Raw genomic sequence first — 23290 nt, forward strand, 5'->3', positions numbered from 1 at the left:
TAAGGCGCTTCTTTTTTGTAGCAAAATAACGGTATAATGGATGGCAGAGGCACATAACCGGAAGGCAGGAACAAACCATGGCGCTTAACTTTCATCAGCTTCATATTTTTTATTCCGTCGCAGAAAGAGGAAGCTTCTCAGCTGCCGCACAGGCCTTGCATATGACGCAGCCTGCGGTGACGATGCAGGTGCAGTCGCTGGAGGATTATTTCGGCACGAAGCTGCTGCAGCGCTCCACCAAGAAGATTGAGCTGACGGAAGCAGGGAGGGCACTGTTGCCCTATGCGCAGCGCAGTATGGAATTGATCCGAGAAACCGACGCAGCAATGGCTGCATTTACGAGCAAATTAAAAGGCCGGCTGCAGCTAGGCGCTAGTTTGACGATCGGCGAATATATTTTACCACGGCTGTTAGGCCCGTTCGGCAAGGAATACCCGCAAGTGTCAATCAGCATGAAGGTCATGAACACGGCTCAAATTATCGATGACATTACAAGCCATCAGCTTAATTTTGGATTGATCGAAGCGCCAGTCAACCATCCTGAAATGCTGATGGAGAAAGTGCTAAGCGATGAGCTGGTGCTGATTACGGCCAAAGATCATCCGCTCTCGAAGATGGATCATGTCACAATTTCGGATGCTGTGCAGTACCCATTCGTCCTCCGGGAGCAGGGCTCCGGGACTAGGCTTGTGATGGAAGAGCAGCTGAAAGCTAAGGAGATTGATCCTAACGCATTAGAAATTGTGATGGAGCTGGGCAGCACCGGGGCGATCAAATCCGCGGTGGAAGCAGGCGTTGGCATATCCATCGTCTCTGCGTCTTCTGTGAAGCATGAGGTGGCATTGGGGCTAATTCGTGTCATTCCGTTGTCGGATGTCCAATTCAAGCGGCATTTTTATGCGATTCAACTTAAGTCTGCCTTGCTTCCGATATCAGCTGTAACATTTTTGACTTTTTTAAGAGAGAGGGATCTTCAGCAATGGCTATAATGGGGAATGCGGATATGCATACGCATACGCTGGCTTCGGACGGGACGAACGCGCCCGCGGTCGTCGTTCGGTTGGCGAAGGAAGCAGGTCTAGCCGCAGTCGCGATAACGGATCATGATACGATAAGCGGCTGGGCAGAAGCAATGGCTGAGGGCGAGCGGATCGGGATTGAGGTCATTCCTGGGGTTGAGTTGAGCACAGTGATGAATGGCAGAGACATTCATATTCTAGGCTATTGGTGCAATTCAGATGACGAACAGTGGCAGGAGAGATTGCGATCTCAGCAAGGCTTTCGAGGCAAGCGCAATCTCATGATGATCGAAAGGCTTCAAGCGCTTGGCATTGATGTAACCATAGATGAAATTATTGCATTGGCGAGAAAGCATGGAAAGCAAGTGGAAGGCGCTGAGCAAATCGGACGCCCCCATTTGGCGGAAGTGCTTATCGCACGCGGCGTCGTCACTGATATCCGCGAAGCGTTCGATCGCTATTTGGGAGAGAGCGGGCTCGCCTATTGCAATCCGCCAAGGCTGCAACCTTTTGAAGCGATCGATTGGATCCGAGAAGCGGGCGGCGTCAGTGTCATTGCGCATCCGGGCTTATACGGCGATGATGAGCTGGTGGAGGCAATCGTTCGACACGGCGCACAAGGGATCGAAGCGTATCATTCCGATCATGATGCCGATCAGGAGCTGCGATATGAGGCGATGGCGCAACGGTACGGCTTACTCGTTACTGGCGGCTCCGATTTTCATGGCGAGAAGCAAGGCGTTGTTTTTCATGGGCCGATTGGACATCGTTCTGTCGGTATGCAGGTTGTAGATCGGCTGAAACAGTTAATAAGACGCGATAAATAACGGCATTTCCCTAGTAGTATAATGACAAGCTGTCGGCCCTTGGGGCGGGCAGCTTTTTTTTGTTATATGAACTTTTTTCGGATGCAATAGAAAATCATAGTTGACTTATAGGATTAATGTATAGATAATATGGAATGTCATTATCTAATAAATTCCTATTGGTTTACAAGGAATTAAAGTGTCGATACTCTTCCAAGAGCTTGACAGGCTGAGCATTTGATCGCTTGGAATATGAATTTTGAATATTAAAGGGGATTTGTCCAAAATGAGAAACCATTCGAAATTAATTCGCAGTTTAGTATCGATCTCGCTCATTGCGCTGTTCGTACTCCTGTCTGCTTGCAGCTCCAACAGCTCTAATGAAACTTCGACTACTAACCAACCAACTGACTCGACTCAAAAGAGCGGCGGCGGCAAAGAAATTCATATCGGTTATCAAAAATACGGTACGGTTAACATTCTTAAAGCAAAAGGCACGCTGGAAAAACGATTGGAATCCGATGGGTACAAGGTAACCTGGACCGAATTTCCGGGAGGGCCGCAGCTGCTGGAAGCGCTGAATGTCGGGAGCATTGATATTGGCCATACTGGCGAAGCGCCTCCGATTTTTGCGCAGGCAGCGGGCGCGCCTCTCGTTTATTTGGCCCATGAGCCAGTCAGTCCGGCAAGCGAGGGAATTATCGTTCCGAAGGATTCCCCTATTACTTCTATTGCAGATTTGAAAGGTAAAAAGATCGCGCTGAATAAAGGGTCCAACGTTCATTATTTGCTCGTTAAAGCGTTGGAAAAAGCGGGCGTCGACTATAAGGACATTACGACGGTCTTCTTGCCGCCAGGCGACGCGCGGGTTGCTTTCGAGAACGGCAACGTAGATGCTTGGGTCATTTGGGATCCGTTCCTCGCAGCCGCACAGACCGCAACGGGCGCTAAGCTGCTTACGGATGGGAAGGATTTGGTTTCCAATATCGAGTTTTATCTCGCTTCACGCAAGTTTGCTGAAGCCAATCAACCGATAATCGATATCTTTACCGAAGAGCTGAATAAAATCGACGAATGGTCGAAAGCGAATCAGAAGGAAGTGGCAGCGCTGCTGTCGCCGCAGCTTGGGATTGATATTTCTTCGCTCGAGCTGGCATCAGGGCGTCGAGATTATGGCTTGTCGCCGATTGACGATTCGATTATCGAGGCTCAGCAGCGAATCGCTGACACGTTCTATGAGCTGAAGCTCATTCCGAATGAAATTAGAGTGAAGGAAGCAACGCTGCAAAAATAATCGAACGAGAAGGAGAAGATTGCGATATGGAAGTCTTCTGGTTTATTCCAACACACGGCGATGGACGCTATTTGGGCTCTGCAGAAGGAGCGCGCGCCGTCGATGCTAAATATATGCAGCAGGTCGCGCAAGCGGCTGATCGGCTTGGCTACGAGGGCGTGCTGATCCCGACAGGCAGCTCGTGCGAGGATGCATGGGTGGTTGCGTCTTCCCTTATCCCGGTAACCGAACGGTTAAAATTTCTTGTCGCGATTCGTCCGGGCTTAATGTCGCCTACCTTATCCGCAAGAATGGCGGCAACATTCGATCGGGTGTCGAGTGGACGGCTTCTCGTCAATGTGGTAACGGGTGGAGATCCCGTTGAACTGGCGGGCGACGGCGTGTTCTTGAGTCATGATGAGCGCTATGATCTGACGTCTGAGTTTTTGGATATTTGGCGTCGAGAATTAGCGGGCGAGACGGTCGATTTCGAGGGCGCGCATTTGAAGGTTGAGGGAGGAAAGGTGCTCTATCCGCCGACGCAGCGTCCTTATCCTCCACTTTATTTCGGTGGTTCGTCGACTGCAGCGATTCAAGTGGCAGCGGATCATATCGATGTGTATCTGACATGGGGCGAGCCGCCGCATGAGGTAGCCAAGAAAATTGAGCAGGTTCGACATAAAGCCGCAGAACAGGGCAAAACAGTCCGCTTCGGCATTCGGTTGCATGCCATCGTAAGAGAAACGTCGGAGGAAGCTTGGCGCGAAGCCGATCGGCTCATCAGTAAGGTAGACGATGCGGCGATTGAGGCGGCGAGTAAGGTGTTCAGCCGTTACGATTCAGAAGGGCAGAAGCGGATGTCCCGCCTTCATGGCGGCGACCGCGGGCAGCTGGAAATCTACCCGAATCTGTGGGCTGGCGTCGGGCTTGTTCGCGGCGGTGCGGGTACGGCACTGGTAGGCAGTCCCGAACAGGTAGCGGCGCTCATGCAGCAATATGCGGATTTAGGCATCGATACGTTCATTTTATCGGGTTATCCTCATCTGGAAGAAGCGTACCGTTTCGCCGAATTGGTATTCCCACTGCTGCCTTTAAACCATATTCCGCAGGCGGAAGGCCCAACTTCGACAAGTCCGTTCGGCGAGTTAATTGCGAATTCGATCAAGCCGTCCGAGCGGGCGCCGGTCAGCTAAGGAGGGGATGAATGTGAAGAGTCCAGCAGCGATAAATAAGCGTAAAGCGTATCAAAATATAGGACTCGAGTGGCTCATTCCGGCCGTGGTCGTCGTGTTGTGGCAATGGTTCGTCAGTGCGGGCTTGATCTCACAGCGAATTTTGCCGACTCCGGTAGCTGTTGTCGAAGCGGGGATTAAGCTTGTGCGAAACGGCGATCTGTTCGTATACATTGGAGACAGCTCCCGGCGGGCGCTGCTCGGCTTCGTGATTGGCGGGGGCATCGGGTTCGCCTTGGCGATTATCAATGGCTTGCTGCCGCTTTTCGAGAAGCTTACCGATTCCAGTATCCAAATGATTCGGACGATCCCGCACTTATCCCTTATTCCGCTAATTATTGCGTGGTTCGGCATTGGCGAGCAGGGTAAAATTTTTCTCGTCGCGCTCGGCGTTGCTTTTCCGATCTACTTAAACACACTGCACGGCATACGTGCTGTCGACCCCGGTTTAATCGAGATGGGTCGCACCTATGGCTTGCGTGGATTTTCGCTGTTTCGCACGATTATTTTTCCCGGCGCGCTGCCGTCGATATTGGTAGGCTTGAGGTTTGCGCTTGGCATTATGTGGATTACGTTAATTGTCTCCGAAACGATCTCAGCTAATAGCGGAATCGGATATATGGCCATGAATGCGAGAGAATTTTTCCAAATGGATATCGTTGTCCTCAGCATCGTGATTTATGCCTTGCTCGGCAAGCTGTCGGATTGGATTGCTAAGGTGATGGAGAGGAGTTGGCTGCAATGGCACCCGCATTATCGCAAGGGAAAATAGGCGTACAGCTGGAGCTTCCCGCTAAGCTGCCTCAACGGAACGCTGCCACTGGAGGCATTCATATCGACATTCAGGAAGCGCAGGTCCAATTCGGCGAGCTTGAGGTGCTGCGGAATTTGAACCTATCGATTCCGGCTGGCCAATTCCTTGGCGTTGTGGGAAGAAGCGGCTGCGGCAAAAGCACGCTGCTTCGACTAATCGCAGGACTTGAAACAGCGGCTAAAGGAACGGTACGTTTCGATGGCGCTGCCACATCGGGCTTAAGGCCGGATGTACGGGTCATGTTCCAGGATGCAAGGCTGCTGCCGTGGAAAACGGTGCTCGACAACGTTCGGATTGGCGTGCCGGATGGCGATCGCGATAAAGCGAGGGAGGCGCTCGCGCTTGTCGGTCTCGCGGATCGCGAGAAGGAGTGGCCGAGCGTGCTGTCCGGCGGGCAGAAGCAGCGCGTTTCGCTCGCTCGCGCGCTAGCTGGTGACCCAAGCCTGCTGCTTTTTGACGAGCCGCTGGGCGCTTTGGACGCGCTAACCCGGATTGAAATGCAGCAGCTTATCGAGCGGCTGTGGCAGGAAAGGAAATTTACCGCCATTCTCGTGACGCATGATGTCGGCGAGGCGGTTGCGCTGACGGATCGCGTCGTGTTGGTGGAGAGCGGTACAATATCCCATGATCAATCGATTACATTGGCGCGGCCCCGGGAGAAGGACAGCAGCTTTGCCCATTACGAGAGCCTGATCTTGAATCGTGTGCTGGAAAGACGTCCGCCAGCGAACGAACGCGATGGTTTTTCGATTTGATTGCTGCATTAAAATGGCGGTACAAGGCTCGATTGTGAGCCCTGTACCGCCATTTGTTTGGTTTCATTTTCACAATTCAATGGAGCCGCCGCTTCGCTTGCAGCTATTTCACTACATGCGGGAGGCTGCGAATCCGCTGCTCATCCGGGGTGATGAAGATCGTCTTCTGCTTATCGTAAATAACGAATCCCGGTTTAGCGCCATTGGGTTTCCGGACATAACGGATGAGCGTCGTATCGACAGGCACCTGACTTGACTCACGCGCTTGGCTGTAATAAGCGGCAAGCATAGCGGCTTCCTGCAGCGTGGCTTCGCCGAAGCTTTCGCTTCGAATGACGACGTGCGAGCCGGGAATGTCTTTCGTATGCAGCCATGTATCCGAAGCAGCCGCCAGCTTGTTCGTTAAGTACTCGTTTTGCGTATTATTTTTGCCAACGTAGATCGGGAACCCTTCAGACGACGTATAGCACAGAAGCGAAGGCTTTAACGTTTTTTTCTTTTTTGTCCCCTTTTTGCTGCGATCGCGCAAATATTGCTGCTCCACAAGTTCGTCGCGAATTTCCTGCAAATCCTGCAGCGCTGCCGTATGGAGCTGCTGCAGCACCTGTTCGAGATAGGCGTTTTCATTCTCGGTCAACTTAATCTGTTCTTCGACGGTCTGCAGGCTGTTTTTCTGCTTATTATATTTGCGGAAATAACGCTGGGCGTTCTCTGAAGGCGTAAGCAGCGGATCTAGCTCGATTCTGATCGTTGGCTGCGTCTCCTCGTAGTAGTTGATGACCTCGATCGAACGATCGCCTTTGCCCGCCGCATGCATGTAGGTCGTAAGAAGCTCGCCAAGCACGCGATACTGATCTGCGCCTTTAGCATCCTCGACCGTCTCATGGAGCTTATCCAGCTTGGTTTTGTTTTTCGCGATTTCGTTTTGAACGAATTTCAGCAGGTCTGCAGCACGCTGTTTCACGGCGTCGCGTCCGGCTTTTTCTCCGTAGTAAGCTTCTAGGCATCGGCTGATCGAGTCAAACGATTGGCGCTCCCCATCGAAACGAGTTAGCGGCACGACGGAGAAATAGGATTTGCCCTGCTCGGTCGTTACGATTTCAGACGTATAGCCATGCGTACGAAGCGGCGCCATCATGCCGTCAAAGGCGCGCCATAGCGCATCGACCGTCGCTTCGCTATCGTCTGCATCGACCACGTTCAGGCCAGCACGGTGTACGATTTCGCCTGCGAGGAGCGGGCTCAGGCCGCTAAACGCTTGAACGAGTCGTTTGTCAGGCGAACTGGCGGACTCCGCTGCAAGATAAGCGGACGTGAACGCATCCTTGCTGTGCACCTCGATCGGATCTGCTTTGTGCTGCTCGGGCGGCGGCGTGTAAGGCGCGCCAGGCATGACGATGCGATAGCTGCTTAGCGCTGGCGTGACATGATGAATGCCGTCATGGATCGTCCCTGTCGCAGGGTCCTGCAAAATAATGTTGCTGTGGCGTCCCATCAGCTCCACGATAATGCGCTTATACGACAGGTCGCCAAGCTCATCGCGCTGGCGGACATCGATATGCAGGACGCGTTCGCGCCCGGGCTGACTTATGGCCTCGATGACGGCCCCTTCGCAATATTTGCGCATTAGCATGCAGAACATCGGCGCTTCCAACGGATTGACATATGTACCTTCTGTCCAATGCGCGCGAGGATAGGTCGGGTTAGCCGAGAGAAGGAGCTTGCCCGGGTTCGCGCCCCCGCGAATTTGCAGAACGAGATCATGAGGGTTTGGTTGATGAATTTTATGAATGCGGCCGCCTACACAAGACTGGAGCTCGTGCACGACGGCACGTATAACGATGCCATCCAATGCCATGGGATAAATCTCCTTTAGGTATGTCTTTAGAATCATGCTTCTCTATCATGCCATAGTCGAACGAAAAACTTAAGTCCGCAACTGGGATAATTTGCGGTTTGTCCGAATAGATTGGAGGCAGGAAGGCTGTCCGTCTGCGGCAAGACCCAGTCGGCGATCGGCTAAGTGGGAGGGAGAAAATTAGCATGGAGCAGAACAAATGGCATCAATTGAAGATGGAGTCGCTCACCCAGTCGCTAGGCTGCGATGTTGACCATGGACTGACCGAGTCAACCGCTGCGGAGCGTCTGCAGCAGTACGGGCTTAATGAGTTGTCGGAAGGAGCCCGCGTATCGCCACTACTGCTGTTTTTGAATCAATTCAAAGATTTTATGGTGCTGATTCTTATGGGGGCAACGCTCATATCCGGACTTCTGGGCGAATATTTGGATGCAGTTACGATCGTGGCGATTATCGTGCTAAACGCCGTGCTTGGTTTTGTTCAAGAATTTCGTGCGGAACGATCGCTTCGCGCGCTCAAGGCATTGTCCGCGCCTACTGCCAAAACGATTCGCGGCGGTCAATCCGTTACGGTTCCAGCTAATACGCTTGTGCCCGGCGATTTGATCCTGCTGGAAAGCGGAGACCGCGTGCCGGCAGATATTCGTTTCGTACAAGCGAACAGCTGCTATGCAGAGGAATCCGCGCTGACGGGAGAATCCGTCCCTGTCGGGAAACACGCTGATGTAATAGCTGAGGAGGATTTGCCGCTAGGCGACCAGCGCAATATCGGTTTTATGGGTACGATGCTGACGGGCGGAACGGGACGAGGCGTTGTCATTCGAACCGGAATGGAAACTGAAATGGGGCGGATCGCCAACCTCATTCAAAATACCGAGGAGATGGAAACCCCGCTTCAGCGGCGGTTGGAGCAGTTGGGCAAAATCCTGATAATCGTTGCGGTCGCTTTAACGGTGCTTGTCGTCGTAGCAGGCATCATGCACGGACAGCCGGCTTACGGCATGTTCCTTGCGGGCGTAAGCTTGGCCGTGGCGGCTATACCGGAAGGGCTCCCGGCTATCGTTACGATTGCGCTTGCGCTCGGCGTTCAGCGGATGATCAAACGGAAGGCGATCGTCCGAAAGCTCCCATCCGTCGAGACGCTAGGCTGCGCTTCGGTCATTTGCTCGGATAAGACAGGTACGTTGACGCAAAACAAAATGACGGTAAAACAAGTATGGTTCGGCGGACGTTCCATCGATATTACAGGCGAGGGCTATGAGCCGTCAGGCGAAGCGCTGGAGCAGGGCAAGCCCGTCGATCCGAAGCATGACCAGTCGCTTCGCCGGCTGCTGCAAATTGCTGCGCTTTGCAATAACGCGGAAATCGTACGCGCTGTCGATACGGAGGAAGGCAAACGGAAAAAAGGAACCGAGATGAAAGAGGAATGGGAGCTTAAAGGAGACCCGACGGAGGGCGCGCTTACGGTATTGGCGACCAAGCTTGGCTTGGCAGCTAAAACGCTTGAGCCTCTGTATAAACGGGTGGCAGAGTTCCCGTTCGATTCGGATCGGAAACGGATGTCGGTCGTCGTTGCCCATCAAGGCGGCAAGCTGTTATGCGCCAAAGGGGCGCCCGATGTGCTGCTCGAGCAGTGCGCTTATGTGCTTTGGGACGACAAGGTCGTGCCCTTCACGTCTACGCTCAAGCGCAAGGTGTCGGAGGCGGCAGAATCGATGGCATCCTCTGCGCTGCGCGTCCTCGGCTTTGCTTACCGGGATCTCCGGCCGCATGATCGCTGCACAACGTCAGCGGAGGCGGAGTCACAGCTGGTGTTCGCAGGCTTGTCGGGGATGATCGATCCGCCGCGCAAGGAGGCGAGAGATGCGATTGCAACCTGCCGCCGCGCTGGCATCAAGACCGTTATGATTACAGGCGATCATCAGCTTACGGCAGAAGCGATTGCGCATCAGCTCGGCATTATGCCGCGCGGCGGCATAGCGGTGAGCGGGCGCGAGCTCTCGAATATGGATGACGATCAGCTCGACCGGCTGTCGGACAACATCTATGTTTACGCACGCGTATCGCCAGAGCACAAGCTTCGGATCGTCAAGTCGCTGCAGCGCCAGGGGCATGTCGTTGCCATGACAGGCGACGGCGTGAACGACGCTCCTGCCATTAAGGCGGCAGATATCGGAATTGCGATGGGCATATCGGGTACGGATGTCTCGAAGGAAGCGTCCTCGCTTATTTTAAGTGACGACAACTTCTCGACGATTGTAGCGGCGATTGAAGAAGGCCGGAACATTTACGAAAACATCCGAAAATTCATCCGCTATCTGCTCGCATCGAATGTCGGCGAGATCCTGACGATGTTCCTCGCCATGATGGCGGGGCTGCCGCTGCCGCTCATCCCAATCCAGATTCTATGGGTCAATCTGGTGACCGATGGCTTGCCAGCGATGGCGCTTGGCGTCGATCAGGCGGAGAAGGATTTGATGAAGCAGAAGCCTCGTTCATCGACCGAAAGCATTTTTGCAAGGCGGCTGGGCTGGAAAATCATTAGCCGCGGCATCTTGATCGGCGTTTGTACGCTGGGCGCGTTCTGGCTGACGCTCGCCAAGGCGCCGAACGACCCGCAGCAGCTTGTGCTTGCACAGACCGTCGCATTCGCAACACTCGTGCTTGCGCAATTAATTCATGTGTTCGACTGCCGGAGCTCGCGCTCCATCTTCCATCGCAATATTTTGCAAAACAAATATTTGGTGCTGGCGGTTCTCTCGTCGCTTATCCTCATGCTGGGCGTGCTTTATCTGAAGCCGCTCCAGCCGGTGTTCAAGACGGTTCCGCTTGACCTGCGCGAATGGTGCCTGGTTTTCGTCGCAGCCGGCATTCCGACGTTCGTGATGGGGATCGGCAGCGTATTAAGCTCGAACCGCAAAAAAACGAATTCCAAATGGACGCCAACCAGCACTCGCCAAACCGCAAGATAAAGGGAAAGAAGCCTCCGGCCAGTATGCTAGCCATGCTGCTGGAGGCTTGCTTTTTGCTGATTTTATAAGCGATTAGTGCAAATGATCGTCCAATTAAGCAATGTTTTTTCGTTTCCTTATACGATATGCTATAGAACAATATAGCCATCTATTCGTTAAAGGAGAGTATTTGAAATGGAATTCACAAAAATGCATGGATTAGGAAATGATTTTATCGTGTTTGCCGGTCACCAACAGCTGCCGGAGAACGTATCGCAACTTGCGATTGATTTGTGTAACCGATTTTTCGGCATTGGCGCCGACGGTCTTGTATATATTCTTCCAAGCGAGAATGCTGATTTCAAAATGCGCATTATTAACTCCGACGGCTCGGAAGCAGAGCAATGCGGCAATGCCATTCGTTGCGTAGCTAAATATGTGTATGACAACGGCTTGACGACTAATACTGACATTACGATTGAGACGATTGGCGCAGGCGTGCAGCAAGTGCAGCTGAACGTGAAGGATGGCAAGGTTGCGACTGTGCGCGTCGATATGGGCGAGCCGATTTTGGAAGGTCTTAAAGTGCCGACAACGGTTGATGCTGACCGCGTGATTGCACATGCTATCGAAGTTGACGGGCGCGAGTTCTCGTTCACGGCTGTGTCGATGGGAAATCCGCATTGCGTTATTTATGTTGACGATGCTGCGAATTTTGATTTGTTGACTTGGGGACCTAAGCTGGAGACGCATCCGATGTTCCCTCGCAAAATCAATGTCGAGTTCGTTACCGTTAACTCGCGTTCGCACACGGATATGCGCGTATGGGAGCGCGGCGCAGGCCCAACGCTCGCTTGCGGCACAGGCGCATGCGCAACGGTCGTTTCCTCGGTGTTGAATGGCTTTACCGATCGGACAGCCACGGTATCGCTTAAAGGCGGCGATTTGCAGATTGAATGGAGCGAAGCGGACAACCACGTCTACATGACCGGTCCGGCTGCTGAAGCATTCCGCGGCACGTTCTAATCGGAATAACGGCTTAGGTGGGATGAAGAATGAAACAGGATTTGCGTGAAGCGCTCCAGCATCGGATTTTGACCGGAGACGGTGCAATGGGCACGTACCTGTATCAGATGGGATTCCCGGTTGGGGTTTCCTACGAGGAATTCAATGTGCTTCGTCCCGAGGTCATTGGCGGTGTGCACAGACGGTATTATGAAGCTGGCGCTAGGCTGATTGAAACCAATACCTTCTCTGCGAATGTCGAGAAGCTCTCCAAGTATGGGCTCGAGTCCGATGTCGAGCTCATTAACCGCGCTGGCGTACGCCTGGCTCGCGCATCCGTCGGCCATGATGCTTATGTTGTTGGGGCTGTTGGACCGATCCGGGCAGCCAGACGCAAGGGCGTGCGGACAGCTACGGTTCGAACGGCGTTGTCCCAGCAAATCGGTTTTCTGCTGGATGAAGGCGTCGACGGCATATTGCTGGAAACCTTTTTGGATATGGAAGAAATGCTGCTGGCGCTTCGTGCCGTTCGCCAATCCAGCAATGTTCCGGTCATCTGCCAGTTTGCCGTAGAAGACGGCGGCAGCACGCAGGACGGAGTCAGGCTCTTCGAGGCGTTCAGCCGTCTTCAGGGCGAAGGGGCCGATGTTGTCGGCTTTAATTGCCGAACGGGCCCGAACGGCATTATGCGTTCCATCGATGCGCTCGATGGCGCTAGCCAGCTTCCGTTCTCTGTGTTCCCGAATGCAGGCATTCCTGACTATGTGGACGGCCAGTACACCTATTCGGCCACGCCAGCATATTTCGCAGCGACTGCGCGTCGGTTCGCTGATCATGGAGCCCGAGTTATCGGAGGCTGCTGCGGCACGACGCCGGAGCATATCGCTGCCATCGCTGCTGCGCTGGACGGTTATGTCCCCGCTTTACAAGGCGCGACAGTCCTTGATAAACCGGCAGCTCCGCATGACAGCGGCCCGTCGGTATCGGTGAGTTCGGCGCCTGTGCCGCCAGCAGCTCCGCCGGAGGCAGAGGAGCCGTCCATCGTTGCGCTCGTTCGACAACGGCACACGGTTATCGTTGAGCTGGATCCGCCGCGCGATCTGGACATTACGAAATTTATGGAAGGCGCTGCCGCGCTTAAGGATGCTAAGGCAGATGCCCTGACGATGGCGGATAACTCCTTGGCTGTTACGCGCATGAGCAATATTGCGCTCGCTTCCCTTGTGAAGGAACGAGCGGGCATCCGTCCGCTTATTCACGTCGCTTGCCGTGACCGCAACTTGATCGGCACGCAATCGCATATGATGGGACTAGATGCGCTTGGCATCGATCACGTGCTCGCTGTGACGGGTGACCCGGCGCGTTTCGGCGATTTGCCCGGCTCCAGCTCGGTTTACGACTTGACCTCCTTCGAGATGATCAAGATGATTCGGCAATTGAACGAAGGCATGGCTTTCTCCGGAAAGCCGCTTAAGCAAAAAGCGAAATTCGTCATTGGCGCTGCGTTTAATCCTAACATAAAGCATCTGGACAAAGCGGTGCAGCGGCTCGAACGGAAAATTGCATCTGGCGCTGACTACATTATGACGCAGCCCGTGTACGATCCAGCGCTTATTGAACGGATCGCGGAAGCGACCGGGCATATCCAAGTGCCGATTTTCATCGGTGTCATGCCGCTGGCAAGCGGTCGCAATGCGGAATATTTGCACAATGAGGTGCCGGGTATTCAGCTGTCGGACGAGGTTCGGCAGCGAATGGCGGGGCTTGAAGGCGAAGCGGGTCGCGCGGAAGGCGTGCAAATCGCCACCGAGCTGATCGATGCGATCATGCCGCATTTTAACGGCATCTACTTGATGACGCCGTTCATGTTTTATGAGATGACCGTTCAGTTGACGGAGCATATTTGGCTGAAGTCGGGACGGTTCACGAATGAAAAAAGAGAATGATTTTGTACTTTAATGCGGCTGGTATCGGCGAAATTCGGCGATATCAGCCGAATTTGTGAAAAATCACTTGTTAGTCGCATGAAAATCCTTTAAAATGGATTAACAATGCATATGCCATGCTCTCTCGTCGGTTTTGAAGCGAAACAATGGTTGCCATCTGTTCGCGCTCAAGAGCTGCGAGCATTGGATGGAACGTTGCGCGGACGTATGAGTCCGGTTATTTTCGTTCATAATAGTGCGGGGGTTCTGCCATTCATTTCCGGCAGCTGGAGCTTATTTTGTTTCGAATTTATTGCAAGCCAATTATTATTCGCCAGTTGCATGTGGAGGACCGGAGGGGAGACCAGAGATGGCTATCAAACTTATTAATATCGGATTCGGCAACATCGTTTCCGCTAATCGAATCATCTCGATCGTCAGTCCGGAATCGGCACCGATCAAGAGAATTATTCAAGAAGCAAGAGACCGGCATATGCTGATCGACGCGACGTATGGCCGTCGGACGCGCGCCGTCATTATTACCGATAGTGACCATGTGATCTTGTCGGCGGTGCAGCCTGAGACGGTAGCGCATCGGTTATCCGCCAAAGATGACGATCATGACGAATAGTACGGGGAGCATTATGAGCAGAGGATTACTTATTGTATTGTCCGGCCCTTCTGGCGTAGGCAAAGGCACAGTTTGCGCAAACCTGCGGCATCGGATGCCGGAATTGATTTATTCGGTATCGGCTACGACTCGCCATCCGCGCCAAGGCGAGATTAACGGCATCAACTATTTCTTTAAATCGCGGGAACAGTTTCAAGATATGATCGCGAATGACGCGCTGTTGGAATGGGCCGAATATGTAGGCAACTATTACGGCACGCCGCGTGATTTTGTCGATCGAACTCTTGCTTCAGGCAAAGACATTATTCTCGAGATCGAGGTGCAGGGCGCACTGAAGGTGAAACAGAAGTTTCCCGAAGGCGTATTTATTTTCCTGATGCCGCCATCGCTTGAGGAACTGAGGCAGCGGATTACAGGTCGCGGAACTGAAAATGCAGATGTGATTGATCATCGGATGTCGGTTGCAGTCGAAGAAATGAACCTGCTTCGCCATTACGATTACGCCGTCGTTAACGACGAGATCGATGCTGCTTGCCACCGAATTCAAAGTATTATCACTGCTGAGCATTGCCAAGCAAAGCGAATCCTTGCTGACATGCCGCAATTGCCTGCAGCTTCAGAGAAAGCATAGACGGGGTGAATCGAATGTTGTATCCATCGATTGATGAAATGATTGAGAAAGTGGACAGCAAATATAAGCTCGTCGTGGCGGCTTCCCGCCGCGCGCGCATGCTTCGCGAAGGCTCTAAGCCTGAAATTCGCAATGCACGTTCGCACAAACAAGTCGGCGTTGCGCTTGAAGAGATTTACCATGACATGCTCATTGTTGAATCGGTAGAAGTGCCGCCATCCAGCAAAGGGAATCGATAATACGAGCCGGGAGTAGCGTGTCCGGCTGTCGGTACTGAAGCTCGCGACATTCGCTATATATCGGCCGCACAGAACGGCAAAAAGTGACAACCGGATTGCGGTTGTTATTTTTTTGTTTTCCGAAAGGGAGCGATGACCGAATGAAGGGGAAGACGATCATACTCGGTATTACCGGCGGAATTGCAGCCTATAAAGGAGCTGCCTTGTGCAGCAAGCTCGTACAAGCCGGATTTGATGTGCATGTCATCATGACCGAAGGCGCTTGTCAGTTTATAACGCCGCTTACGCTGCAGACGCTCTCGCGCAATCCTGTATATACAGATACGTTCGACGAGCGGGATCCGTCTGTCGTGTCCCATATTGACCTTGCTGATCGCGCGGATCTTGTGCTCGTAGCGCCAGCGACTGCGAATACGATTGCGAAGATGGCCAATGGCTTGGCAGATGATATGCTGAGTACCACGCTGCTGGCAGCGACCTGTCCGATTATCGTTGCGCCAGCTATGAACGTACATATGTATGACCATCCTGCTGTAATTCGCAACATTCAGCTGTTGGCTGAGCGGAGCGTTCGATTTATCGAGCCGGAGACGGGGCAATTAGCTTGCGGCTATGTTGCCAAAGGGCGATTAGCAGAGCCTGAGTCTATCGTTGCTTTCGTTAGCGATATGATGCGCGAAGGCGCCCATAAGCCATTGGCAGGCAAGAAGGTGCTCATTACGGCAGGCGGAACGATAGAACGACTAGATCCCGTCCGTTATTTGACGAATGATTCCTCAGGGAAAATGGGCTTCGCTCTGGCTGCGTCAGCCAGAGATTCAGGTGCAGAGGTTACGCTCGTAATGGGCAGGACGTCCGAGCTGCCGCCAGACGGCGTCGCTCTTGTCCGCGTGGAGTCCGCGCAAGAGATGCTTGAGGCTGTGTTGGAACGGTATGCACAAACGGATTTGGTCATTAAATCGGCTGCAGTTGCCGACTATCGCCCTGTTTTTCGTGCAGATAAGAAGATCAAGAAGTCTGGGGAACGGCTCGTGCTTGAATTGGAGAAGACAACGGACATCCTGCAGACGCTTGGCGAGCTTAAAACGAAGCAGTATTTGATCGGGTTCGCTGCGGAGACGGGCGATCTGGACCGCTATGCGATGGACAAGCTTCAGCGCAAGCATTGCGATCTTATCGTCGGCAATGATGTGAGCCAAGCGGGCGCGGGCTTTAACTCCGATACGAACATTATCCGCATTTATGATAAAGCTGGAATCGTGGAATCCTTGCCGCTCATGTCCAAGCTCGAAACGGCACGCCGAATTTTAGCTGTAGCAGCTGAGCGAATGGCCCATTTAGAGTCAGGGAAGGAAGTCCGATGATCGCTCGCGTCATCGTTGATGTGCCGAGTCGGCAAACCGACCGGCCGTTTGATTACGAGGTGCCGTTGGCGCTTGAAGGCTGGGTCGAGGCTGGCAGCCGAGTGGGGGTTCCCTTCGGCGGGCGCGTGCTTCAAGGGTTTGTTGTGGGCGTCATCCCATCGGAAGCATCGGAAGTTGACATGTCGAAGATCAAGCCGATCGCTGAATTGCTGGACCCGCTTCCTCCGCTGAGGCCTGATCTGATTGAGCTCGCAAGCTGGCTTAGCGTCAAATATTGCTGCACGATGATTGCAGCGCTGCAGGCGATGCTTCCGGCTGCGCTTAAGGGGAAGGCGGAGAGAACAGTCCGGTTAAGCGAGTCGTTCGAGGAGCAGGAGCCCGAAGCAGCTGCAGCGGTGCTGCTGCCAGATGGCCTGCGAGAGTGGCTGAGACGAAGCGGTCCCGTCAAGCTGGATACGCTTCGTGAACGATTCCCAGATGCAGGCGCTTATGTCAAGGCAGCGATTCGAATAGGATTGTTAGAGGAACAGGTAGCCATCCGGGATAAGGTGAGCATTCGCAAGGTGCAGACCGTCATTCCTCCCGTGGATCGGGAAGGAGCGGCGGAGGCGCTTGCGGCCTGGCCTGCGCGGGCGGGCAAGCAGCGAGATGTTCTCGCGTTTATGCTGGATGCGGAAGGCCCGGTTCCGCTGCAGAAGCTGCTTGCTGACACTGGCACGACAGGATCTACAGTGAAAGCGCTCGTGGACAAAGGCTGGCTAACGATGCGAGAGGTAGAAGCCTCGCGCGACCCTTACGCTGGGCGTACGTTTCAGCGAACCGAGCCGCTGCCGCTAACAGAGGGACAGCAGGAAGTGCTGAAGTGGATCGTTGCTTCCATCGATGCCCGTGAACCGAAGCCATATTTGCTGCACGGCGTAACGGGAAGCGGAAAAACAGAAGTCTATTTGCAGGCGATCCAGCGCTGCTTGGATCAAGGGCTGCAAGCCATCGTGCTTGTCCCGGAAATTTCGCTAACGCCGCAGATGGTGGAGCGATTCAAAGGTCGCTTCGGAGATGCTGTCGCTGTGCTGCACAGCCGTCTTTCGACGGGCGAACGTTATGATGAGTGGCGTAAAATTCGTGAGCGCCGCGCACAGGTCGCTGTCGGCGCTCGCTCCGCGATCTTTGCCCCGTTTGAATCCATCGGGCTGATGATTATCGATGAAGAGCACGAGTCCAGCTACAAGCAAGAGGAAAGCCCGAAATATCATGCCCGGGACGTGGCCATCATGCGGGCAAAGCAGCATGGGGCTACCGTCGTATTGGGCTCTGCTACGCCATCGCTGGAATCATTTGCTGCGGCTACAGCCGTACGCCCTTCAGGCAATAACGGAGCCGGGGGCGGCGCTCCGCTTCTGCTCGCTATGCCCGACCGTGTCGCAGGACGCCCTATGCCGCCGGTCACCGTCGTCGATATGCGCGAGGAGCTGCAAGGGGGCAATCGCTCCATGTTCAGTCGAACGTTATATGCAGGCCTTGCTGACCGACTTGAGCGCGGCGAGCAATCGGTGCTTTTGTTGAATCGCCGAGGGTATTCGACGTTTGTGATGTGCCGCTCCTGCGGCTACACAGCGGCGTGTCCGCATTGCGATATTTCGTTAACCTATCATCAAAAAACACGGGTGCTGCGCTGTCATTATTGCGGCCATTCCGAGAATGCCCCGTCCGCGTGTCCATCCTGCGAGAGCGAGCATATCCGTTTTTTTGGAACCGGAACGCAGAAGGTGGAGGAAGAACTGGCGAAGCTGTTCCCTGGTATACGCGTTATTCGAATGGATGTCGACACGACGACCGAGAAAGGCTCGCACGAAAAGCTGCTGAAGCAGTTCGGAGAACGAAAAGCCGATGTGCTGCTCGGAACGCAAATGGTCGCGAAAGGGCTTGATTTTCCTTATGTAACGCTTGTCGGCGTTGTTGCTGCCGATACTTCGCTGCATCTGCCGGATTTTCGATCGGCAGAGCGTACGTTCCAATTGCTTACGCAAGTGGCGGGGCGCGCGGGAAGGCATGAGCTTCCAGGCGAGGTTGTCGTCCAGTCGTATGCCCCGGAACATTACGCGATCCAAACGGCGCAGCATCATGATTATGATGCTTTCGTGCGGGAAGAGCTGGCGCATCGCCGGGCAATGGGGTATCCGCCCTATTGCCGGCTTATTCTGGTTACGATGTCCCATGAGCAGCTTCCATTGTTAACCGAGGTTGGCGACCGATTCGCCCAGCGACTGAGAGATGCGGCTTTGGCCGCTGGCGTATATGGACGCGTCGATGGCACAAGCGGGCCGAGGGCGCTAGATGTGCTTGGGCCGGTCGCATCGCCGATTGCTCGGATGAAAGATCGCTACCGTTTTCAATGTATGATAAAATATCGTGGAAACGTTGATGCTACAGCGTTGCTACGCGAAACGATCCGCCCGTTCATGGAAGGCTCGGAAGGCAGAGGCGTACAGTTCGGGATTGACGTTGACCCTCATATGATTTTATAAATCCATTGCTGAACACTGCCGCTTGATACGGCGAATTATCAATCATCCAAGAAAGAAGGAATCGAATATGTCCATTCGAATTATTGTGAAAGAGCCAGATCCCGTGCTTCGCGAAGTGGCGAAGGAAGTGACCAAGTTTACGCCTAATCTTCATAAGCTGCTGAATGACATGGCTGACACGATGTACGATGCGGAAGGCGTGGGCCTTGCTGCGCCGCAGATCGGCATTTCCAAACGTGTAATCGTCGTAGATATCGGGGAAGAAGAAAGCGGCCTGATCGAGGTTGTCAATCCCGTTATCGTGTTGAGCGAAGGCGAGCAGTTCGGCCCCGAAGGGTGCTTAAGCATTCCGAATTTGAACGGTGACGTTAGCCGTGCGGACCGCGTGAAGGTGGCTGGCCAGGATCGCAACGGCAATCCGATCGAGGTAGATGCATCGGGATTCCTCGCACGCGCGTTCCAGCATGAGATCGACCATTTGAACGGAATTCTTTTCACGGATTTGGCGGAAAATGTATATGACATTACGCAGCAGCAGTCTCGCCGTCGGAAGAGCGGGGAGTGAGCTAGGCATGAAAATCGTATTTATGGGGACCCCATCGTTTGCGGTCCCTTCCTTAGAACGCGTATTGGCCAGCGGCCATGAAGTCGTCGCTGTTATTACGCAGCCTGACCGGCCGAAGGGTCGGAAGCGCGAGCTGGCGCCGCCCCCTGTGAAAGAGGCAGCGCTGGCGCACGGAATTCCGGTCTACCAGCCGGAGAGGATGCGAAGCGAGGAAGCGATCGCGCTGGTCGCTTCGCTAGCGCCGGAACTCATTATAACGGCCGCTTATGGCCAAATTTTGCCGAAGGCGGTACTTGATGTACCGCCGCTCGGCTGTATTAACGTCCATGGCTCGCTCCTGCCGAAATATCGAGGCGGAGCGCCTATTCAGCGATCCATCATTAATGGGGAGTCCGTCACGGGCGTAACCATTATGTACATGGCCGAAGGGCTGGATACGGGAGACATGATCAGCCGCATAGAAGTGCCGATCGATGAGGCGGATACATCGGGCACGCTGTTCGAAAAGCTAAGCGCAGCGGGTGCTGACCTGCTCATGCAGACGCTTCCTTCCATCGAGGCGGGCACCGTGCAAGCCGTTCCGCAGCAGCATGAGGATGCGTCCTACGCCCCGAATCTGACGCGGGATGACGAACGTATAGATTGGACGCGTTCAGCGCGTCAGCTGTATGACCAAGTGCGCGGGCTGTCGCCTATGGCAGGAGCGTTCACGCAATGGAATGGCGAGCCGTTCAAAATTTGGCGATGCCAGCCCGTCGCAGCGAAGGGAAGCGGGGCGCCAGCTGCCGCGACTCCGGGGACGGTGCTGTCGGCGTCAGCCGAAGGAATTACGGTACAGACAGGAGAAGGCGCACTTCTTCTACTGGACATTCAGCCTTCGGGCAAACGGGCTATGCCTGCTTCGGACTGGTTGAAGGGCGCTAGGCTTGAGCCCGGAGCGCAATTCGGCGGAGGTTTGCAATGAGCGGGCCGACGGAGGGCAACAACGGGAGCGCGCTTCGCAATAAGGCGAAGCGGCAGGGTGAGCAGCCGCGGCAGCAGAACGCTAGCCCGGCTGGGACGAAGAAGCGAGCGGGGCATACGGCGCAATCGGCTGGCGCGAAAAAAGCCGGAGGCGCACAGTCTGCTGCCGCGCCTCGTGTTCAACGACCGGCTACCGCGCGCGAGGTTGCATTAGAGGCGCTTGTTAAGATCGAACGGGAGGAAGCGTTTAGCAACCTTGTCCTGAACAGTGCCTTGCAGCATGCGGAATTGTCCCGTGCCGACGCCGGGTTGGCTACGGAACTGGTGTATGGAACGCTCCAGCGCCGTCTATCGCTGGACCATGCGCTGTCGGCGCTTGCTGCCAAAGGGCTCGGAAAGCTTGAGCCTTGGGTGCTGCAGCTGCTGCGGTTAAGCGCGTATCAGCTCTTATTCCTGGATCGCATTCCCGCGCATGCGGCAGTAAACGAGGCGGTTGCGATCGCCAAGCGACGCGGCCATTCCGGCATCTCCGGCATGGTCAACGGCATGCTCCGCAATCTGCTGCGCCGCCGTGACGAGCTCGCGCCCGAGGCCGCAGCCGAATCGGCTGCGCGTCCGGCGCTTCGCATCGCGCTTCGCCACTCGTATCCCGAGTGGCTCGTCGCGCGGTGGATCGCCGCCTATGGCGAAGCGGCGGCGGAACAAATCTGTGCGGCGGGCAATGCGCCGCCGCATGCCAGCATTCGCGTCAATCGCTTGCGCGCGACGCGAGAGGAAGCGATCGCGATACTCGCCGAATCCGGCATCGAGGCAGCGAAGTCTGCCGTATCGCCTGCTGGCGTCGTCGCGCAGCGCGGCGGCAGCCTTGCCGATACGATTGGGTTTCGCGACGGCCGCTGGACGATCCAAGACGAGAGCTCAATGCTTGTTGCGCAAGCCGCAAGGCCTGCTGCCGGCATGACCGTACTGGATTGCTGCGCGGCGCCTGGCGGCAAGACGACCCATCTTGCAGAGCTGATGGGCAATGAGGGACGTGTCATCGCCAACGACGTGCACCCGCATAAGCAGGCGCTCATCGAGCAGCAAGCGGAGCGGCTTGGCCTTACGTGCGTGGAGGCGGTAACTGGCGATGCAGCGGAGCTCGGCGAGCGGTATTCCTCGGAGTCGTTCGACCTCGTGCTGCTCGATGCCCCGTGCTCGGGCTTAGGCGTTATTGCGCGCAAGCCGGAGATCAAGTGGACGAAGTCAGAAGGCGATATCCGAGAGATCGCTGCGATTCAGAAGAAGCTGATCAACGGCGTTGCGGGGCTTGTTAAGCCAGATGGAAGGCTTGTGTACAGTACCTGTACGATTGATCGCGACGAGAACGATCGTCAAATCAGCCAGTTCCTCAAGGACCACCCGGAATATACGCTCGATGCTGAATGGCCAGCCGAGCTGCTGGAATCTCTGCGGTCGGCTGGCGCGGTGCAAGGCGAGTTTACCGGGGCGCTGCAGCTGCTTCCGAACCATTTTGGCAGCGACGGCTTCTATATTGCTACGCTCCGCAAACGCACGGTATAGGCCGCTTGTAGTCTGGCATGGGCGTTTGTGGTAAAATAAGCGACAACGGATACGATGACTCGTGTCCGTATTATTTTAAGGTTTAGGTGTGATAAACAGATGGGCGAACAGATACAAGAACAGACGAAACCTTTCATTTATGACTATACGCTGGAAGAGCTTCAGGCATGGGTCAAAGACAACGGCGAACCGGCGTTTCGCGCTGGCCAATTGTTTGATTGGCTTTATGTGAAGCGGGTGCGCAGCTTTGACGAGATGTCGAACCTTCCGAAGGCTTTCCGGCAAAAGCTGGATGACCAATTCGCGTTCGTGACGCTTTCCGAAATTACGAAATTCGAATCGAAGGACGGCACGGTCAAGTTTTTATTCGGGCTGCATGACAACCATGCGATTGAAACGGTCGTTATGCGCCACAACTACGGCAACAGCATATGCGTAACGACGCAGGTCGGCTGTCGGGTTGGCTGTACGTTTTGCGCATCGACCCTTGGCGGGCTGAAACGCAATCTGACGGCTGGCGAGATCGTCGCGCAAGTCGTTTGGGCGCAGCAGCTGCTGGATGCGACGAATGAGCGCGTCTCAAGCATCGTGATTATGGGAACGGGTGAGCCTTTCGAAAATTATGAGCCGACGATGAATTTCCTTCGGATCATGATTCACGAAAAAGGGCTCAATATTGGCCAACGGCACATTACGGTGTCAACAAGCGGCATCGTGCCGAATATTTATAAATTTGCGGATGAGAATACGCAAATTAACTTGGCGATTTCGATTCACGCGCCGAACGATGCGCTGCGTTCGAAGCTGATGCCGGTTAACCGTCGATTCCCGTTCAATGACGTGATGGAGTCGCTTCGTTACTACATCGCGAAGACGGGACGCCGCATTACGTTCGAATATGCGCTGATCGGCGGCGTCAATGACCGTCCCGAGCATGCGGAGGAGCTCGCGCAGGTGCTGCAAGGCATGCTTTGCCACGTCAATCTCATTCCGGTTAACCACGTGCCGGAGCGGAATTACGTGCGTACGCCGCGCGACGACATTTTTGAATTCCAGCGTATTTTGGAGAAGCACAAAATCAATGCAACGATCCGCAGGGAGCAAGGCCATGATATAGCCGCAGCATGCGGTCAGCTGCGTGCGAAGCATATGGAATCCACGGCGAGGTGAT

19 protein-coding genes are annotated in these 23290 nt (G+C 54.5%); 18 read left to right on the top strand and 1 reads right to left on the bottom strand.

What is annotated here, in order from left to right; translation table 11 throughout:
- Window positions 1–77: 77 nt before the first annotated feature.
- From PAECUDRAFT_RS02225 to PAECUDRAFT_RS02250, 6 genes are all read left to right on the top strand, one after another.
- Window positions 78–989, top strand: coding sequence for a selenium metabolism-associated LysR family transcriptional regulator (locus tag PAECUDRAFT_RS02225; RefSeq protein ID WP_006036465.1), 912 nt, complete (start codon window positions 78–80; stop codon window positions 987–989).
- Complete coding sequence (locus PAECUDRAFT_RS02230; protein WP_006036466.1) at window positions 980–1846, top strand: PHP domain-containing protein; 867 nt, start codon at window positions 980–982, stop codon at window positions 1844–1846. Before PAECUDRAFT_RS02225 ends, PAECUDRAFT_RS02230 begins: the two co-directional genes overlap by 10 nt.
- 265 nt (window positions 1847–2111) lie before the next feature.
- Window positions 2112–3119, top strand: a complete 1008-nt coding sequence (locus PAECUDRAFT_RS02235) for a sulfonate ABC transporter substrate-binding protein (RefSeq protein ID WP_006036467.1) — start codon at window positions 2112–2114, stop codon at window positions 3117–3119.
- Between the two features lie 26 nt (window positions 3120–3145).
- Complete coding sequence (gene ssuD / locus PAECUDRAFT_RS02240) at window positions 3146–4291, top strand: FMNH2-dependent alkanesulfonate monooxygenase (protein WP_006036468.1); 1146 nt, start codon at window positions 3146–3148, stop codon at window positions 4289–4291.
- Window positions 4292–4298: 7 nt separating this feature from the next.
- On the top strand, window positions 4299–5102 hold the full coding sequence (locus PAECUDRAFT_RS02245; protein WP_040710986.1) for an ABC transporter permease subunit: 804 nt from the start codon (window positions 4299–4301) through the stop codon (window positions 5100–5102).
- Window positions 5072–5899 (top strand): ATP-binding cassette domain-containing protein, encoded by an 828-nt coding sequence (locus tag PAECUDRAFT_RS02250; protein WP_006036470.1) that lies wholly within the window; start codon window positions 5072–5074, stop codon window positions 5897–5899. The genes PAECUDRAFT_RS02245 and PAECUDRAFT_RS02250 overlap by 31 nt, the downstream gene beginning before the upstream one ends.
- A gap of 103 nt (window positions 5900–6002) precedes the next feature.
- Here the strand turns inward: PAECUDRAFT_RS02250 and PAECUDRAFT_RS02255 are convergent, their stop codons facing one another.
- The gene (locus PAECUDRAFT_RS02255) at window positions 6003–7757 is read right to left on the bottom strand and encodes an Rqc2 family fibronectin-binding protein (RefSeq protein WP_006036471.1); all 1755 of its coding nucleotides are present in this window, start codon (window positions 7755–7757) and stop codon (window positions 6003–6005) included.
- Between the two features lie 185 nt (window positions 7758–7942).
- Between PAECUDRAFT_RS02255 and PAECUDRAFT_RS02260 the strand changes: the two genes are divergently transcribed.
- The 12 genes from PAECUDRAFT_RS02260 (at window position 7943) to rlmN (ending at window position 23289) form a co-directional block, all read left to right on the top strand.
- Window positions 7943–10729: a calcium-translocating P-type ATPase, SERCA-type gene (locus tag PAECUDRAFT_RS02260; RefSeq protein WP_006036472.1), complete on the top strand. Its 2787-nt coding sequence runs from the start codon at window positions 7943–7945 to the stop codon at window positions 10727–10729.
- A 174-nt stretch (window positions 10730–10903) separates the two neighbouring features.
- Complete coding sequence (gene dapF, locus PAECUDRAFT_RS02265; protein ID WP_006036473.1) at window positions 10904–11734, top strand: diaminopimelate epimerase; 831 nt, start codon at window positions 10904–10906, stop codon at window positions 11732–11734.
- Window positions 11735–11763: 29 nt separating this feature from the next.
- The gene (locus tag PAECUDRAFT_RS02270) at window positions 11764–13659 is read left to right on the top strand and encodes a bifunctional homocysteine S-methyltransferase/methylenetetrahydrofolate reductase (protein WP_006036474.1); all 1896 of its coding nucleotides are present in this window, start codon (window positions 11764–11766) and stop codon (window positions 13657–13659) included.
- Between the two features lie 349 nt (window positions 13660–14008).
- Window positions 14009–14269: an extracellular matrix/biofilm regulator RemA gene (remA, locus tag PAECUDRAFT_RS02275; RefSeq protein WP_006036475.1), complete on the top strand. Its 261-nt coding sequence runs from the start codon at window positions 14009–14011 to the stop codon at window positions 14267–14269.
- 13 nt (window positions 14270–14282) lie between these two features.
- Complete coding sequence (gene gmk / locus PAECUDRAFT_RS02280; RefSeq protein ID WP_040711339.1) at window positions 14283–14900, top strand: guanylate kinase; 618 nt, start codon at window positions 14283–14285, stop codon at window positions 14898–14900.
- Window positions 14901–14914: 14 nt separating this feature from the next.
- The gene (gene rpoZ / locus PAECUDRAFT_RS02285) at window positions 14915–15139 is read left to right on the top strand and encodes a DNA-directed RNA polymerase subunit omega (protein ID WP_006036477.1); all 225 of its coding nucleotides are present in this window, start codon (window positions 14915–14917) and stop codon (window positions 15137–15139) included.
- 140 nt (window positions 15140–15279) lie between these two features.
- Entirely contained in the window at window positions 15280–16503 is a 1224-nt protein-coding gene (coaBC, locus tag PAECUDRAFT_RS02290) for a bifunctional phosphopantothenoylcysteine decarboxylase/phosphopantothenate--cysteine ligase CoaBC (protein ID WP_006036478.1), read from the top strand.
- Window positions 16500–19028: a primosomal protein N' gene (priA, locus tag PAECUDRAFT_RS02295; protein ID WP_006036479.1), complete on the top strand. Its 2529-nt coding sequence runs from the start codon at window positions 16500–16502 to the stop codon at window positions 19026–19028. The genes coaBC and priA overlap by 4 nt, the downstream gene beginning before the upstream one ends.
- A 67-nt stretch (window positions 19029–19095) precedes the next feature.
- Window positions 19096–19593: a peptide deformylase gene (gene def, locus PAECUDRAFT_RS02300; protein ID WP_006036480.1), complete on the top strand. Its 498-nt coding sequence runs from the start codon at window positions 19096–19098 to the stop codon at window positions 19591–19593.
- A 7-nt stretch (window positions 19594–19600) separates the two neighbouring features.
- Complete coding sequence (gene fmt, locus PAECUDRAFT_RS02305; protein ID WP_006036481.1) at window positions 19601–20557, top strand: methionyl-tRNA formyltransferase; 957 nt, start codon at window positions 19601–19603, stop codon at window positions 20555–20557.
- Window positions 20554–22119: a 16S rRNA (cytosine(967)-C(5))-methyltransferase RsmB gene (rsmB, locus tag PAECUDRAFT_RS02310; protein WP_006036482.1), complete on the top strand. Its 1566-nt coding sequence runs from the start codon at window positions 20554–20556 to the stop codon at window positions 22117–22119. The genes fmt and rsmB overlap by 4 nt, the downstream gene beginning before the upstream one ends.
- A 99-nt stretch (window positions 22120–22218) precedes the next feature.
- Entirely contained in the window at window positions 22219–23289 is a 1071-nt protein-coding gene (gene rlmN, locus PAECUDRAFT_RS02315; protein ID WP_006036483.1) for a 23S rRNA (adenine(2503)-C(2))-methyltransferase RlmN, read from the top strand.
- Window position 23290 lies beyond the last annotated feature (1 nt).

It is taken from the genome of Paenibacillus curdlanolyticus YK9 (assembly GCF_000179615.1).
Taxonomy (GTDB): Bacteria; Bacillota; Bacilli; order Paenibacillales; family Paenibacillaceae; genus Paenibacillus_T; species Paenibacillus_T curdlanolyticus.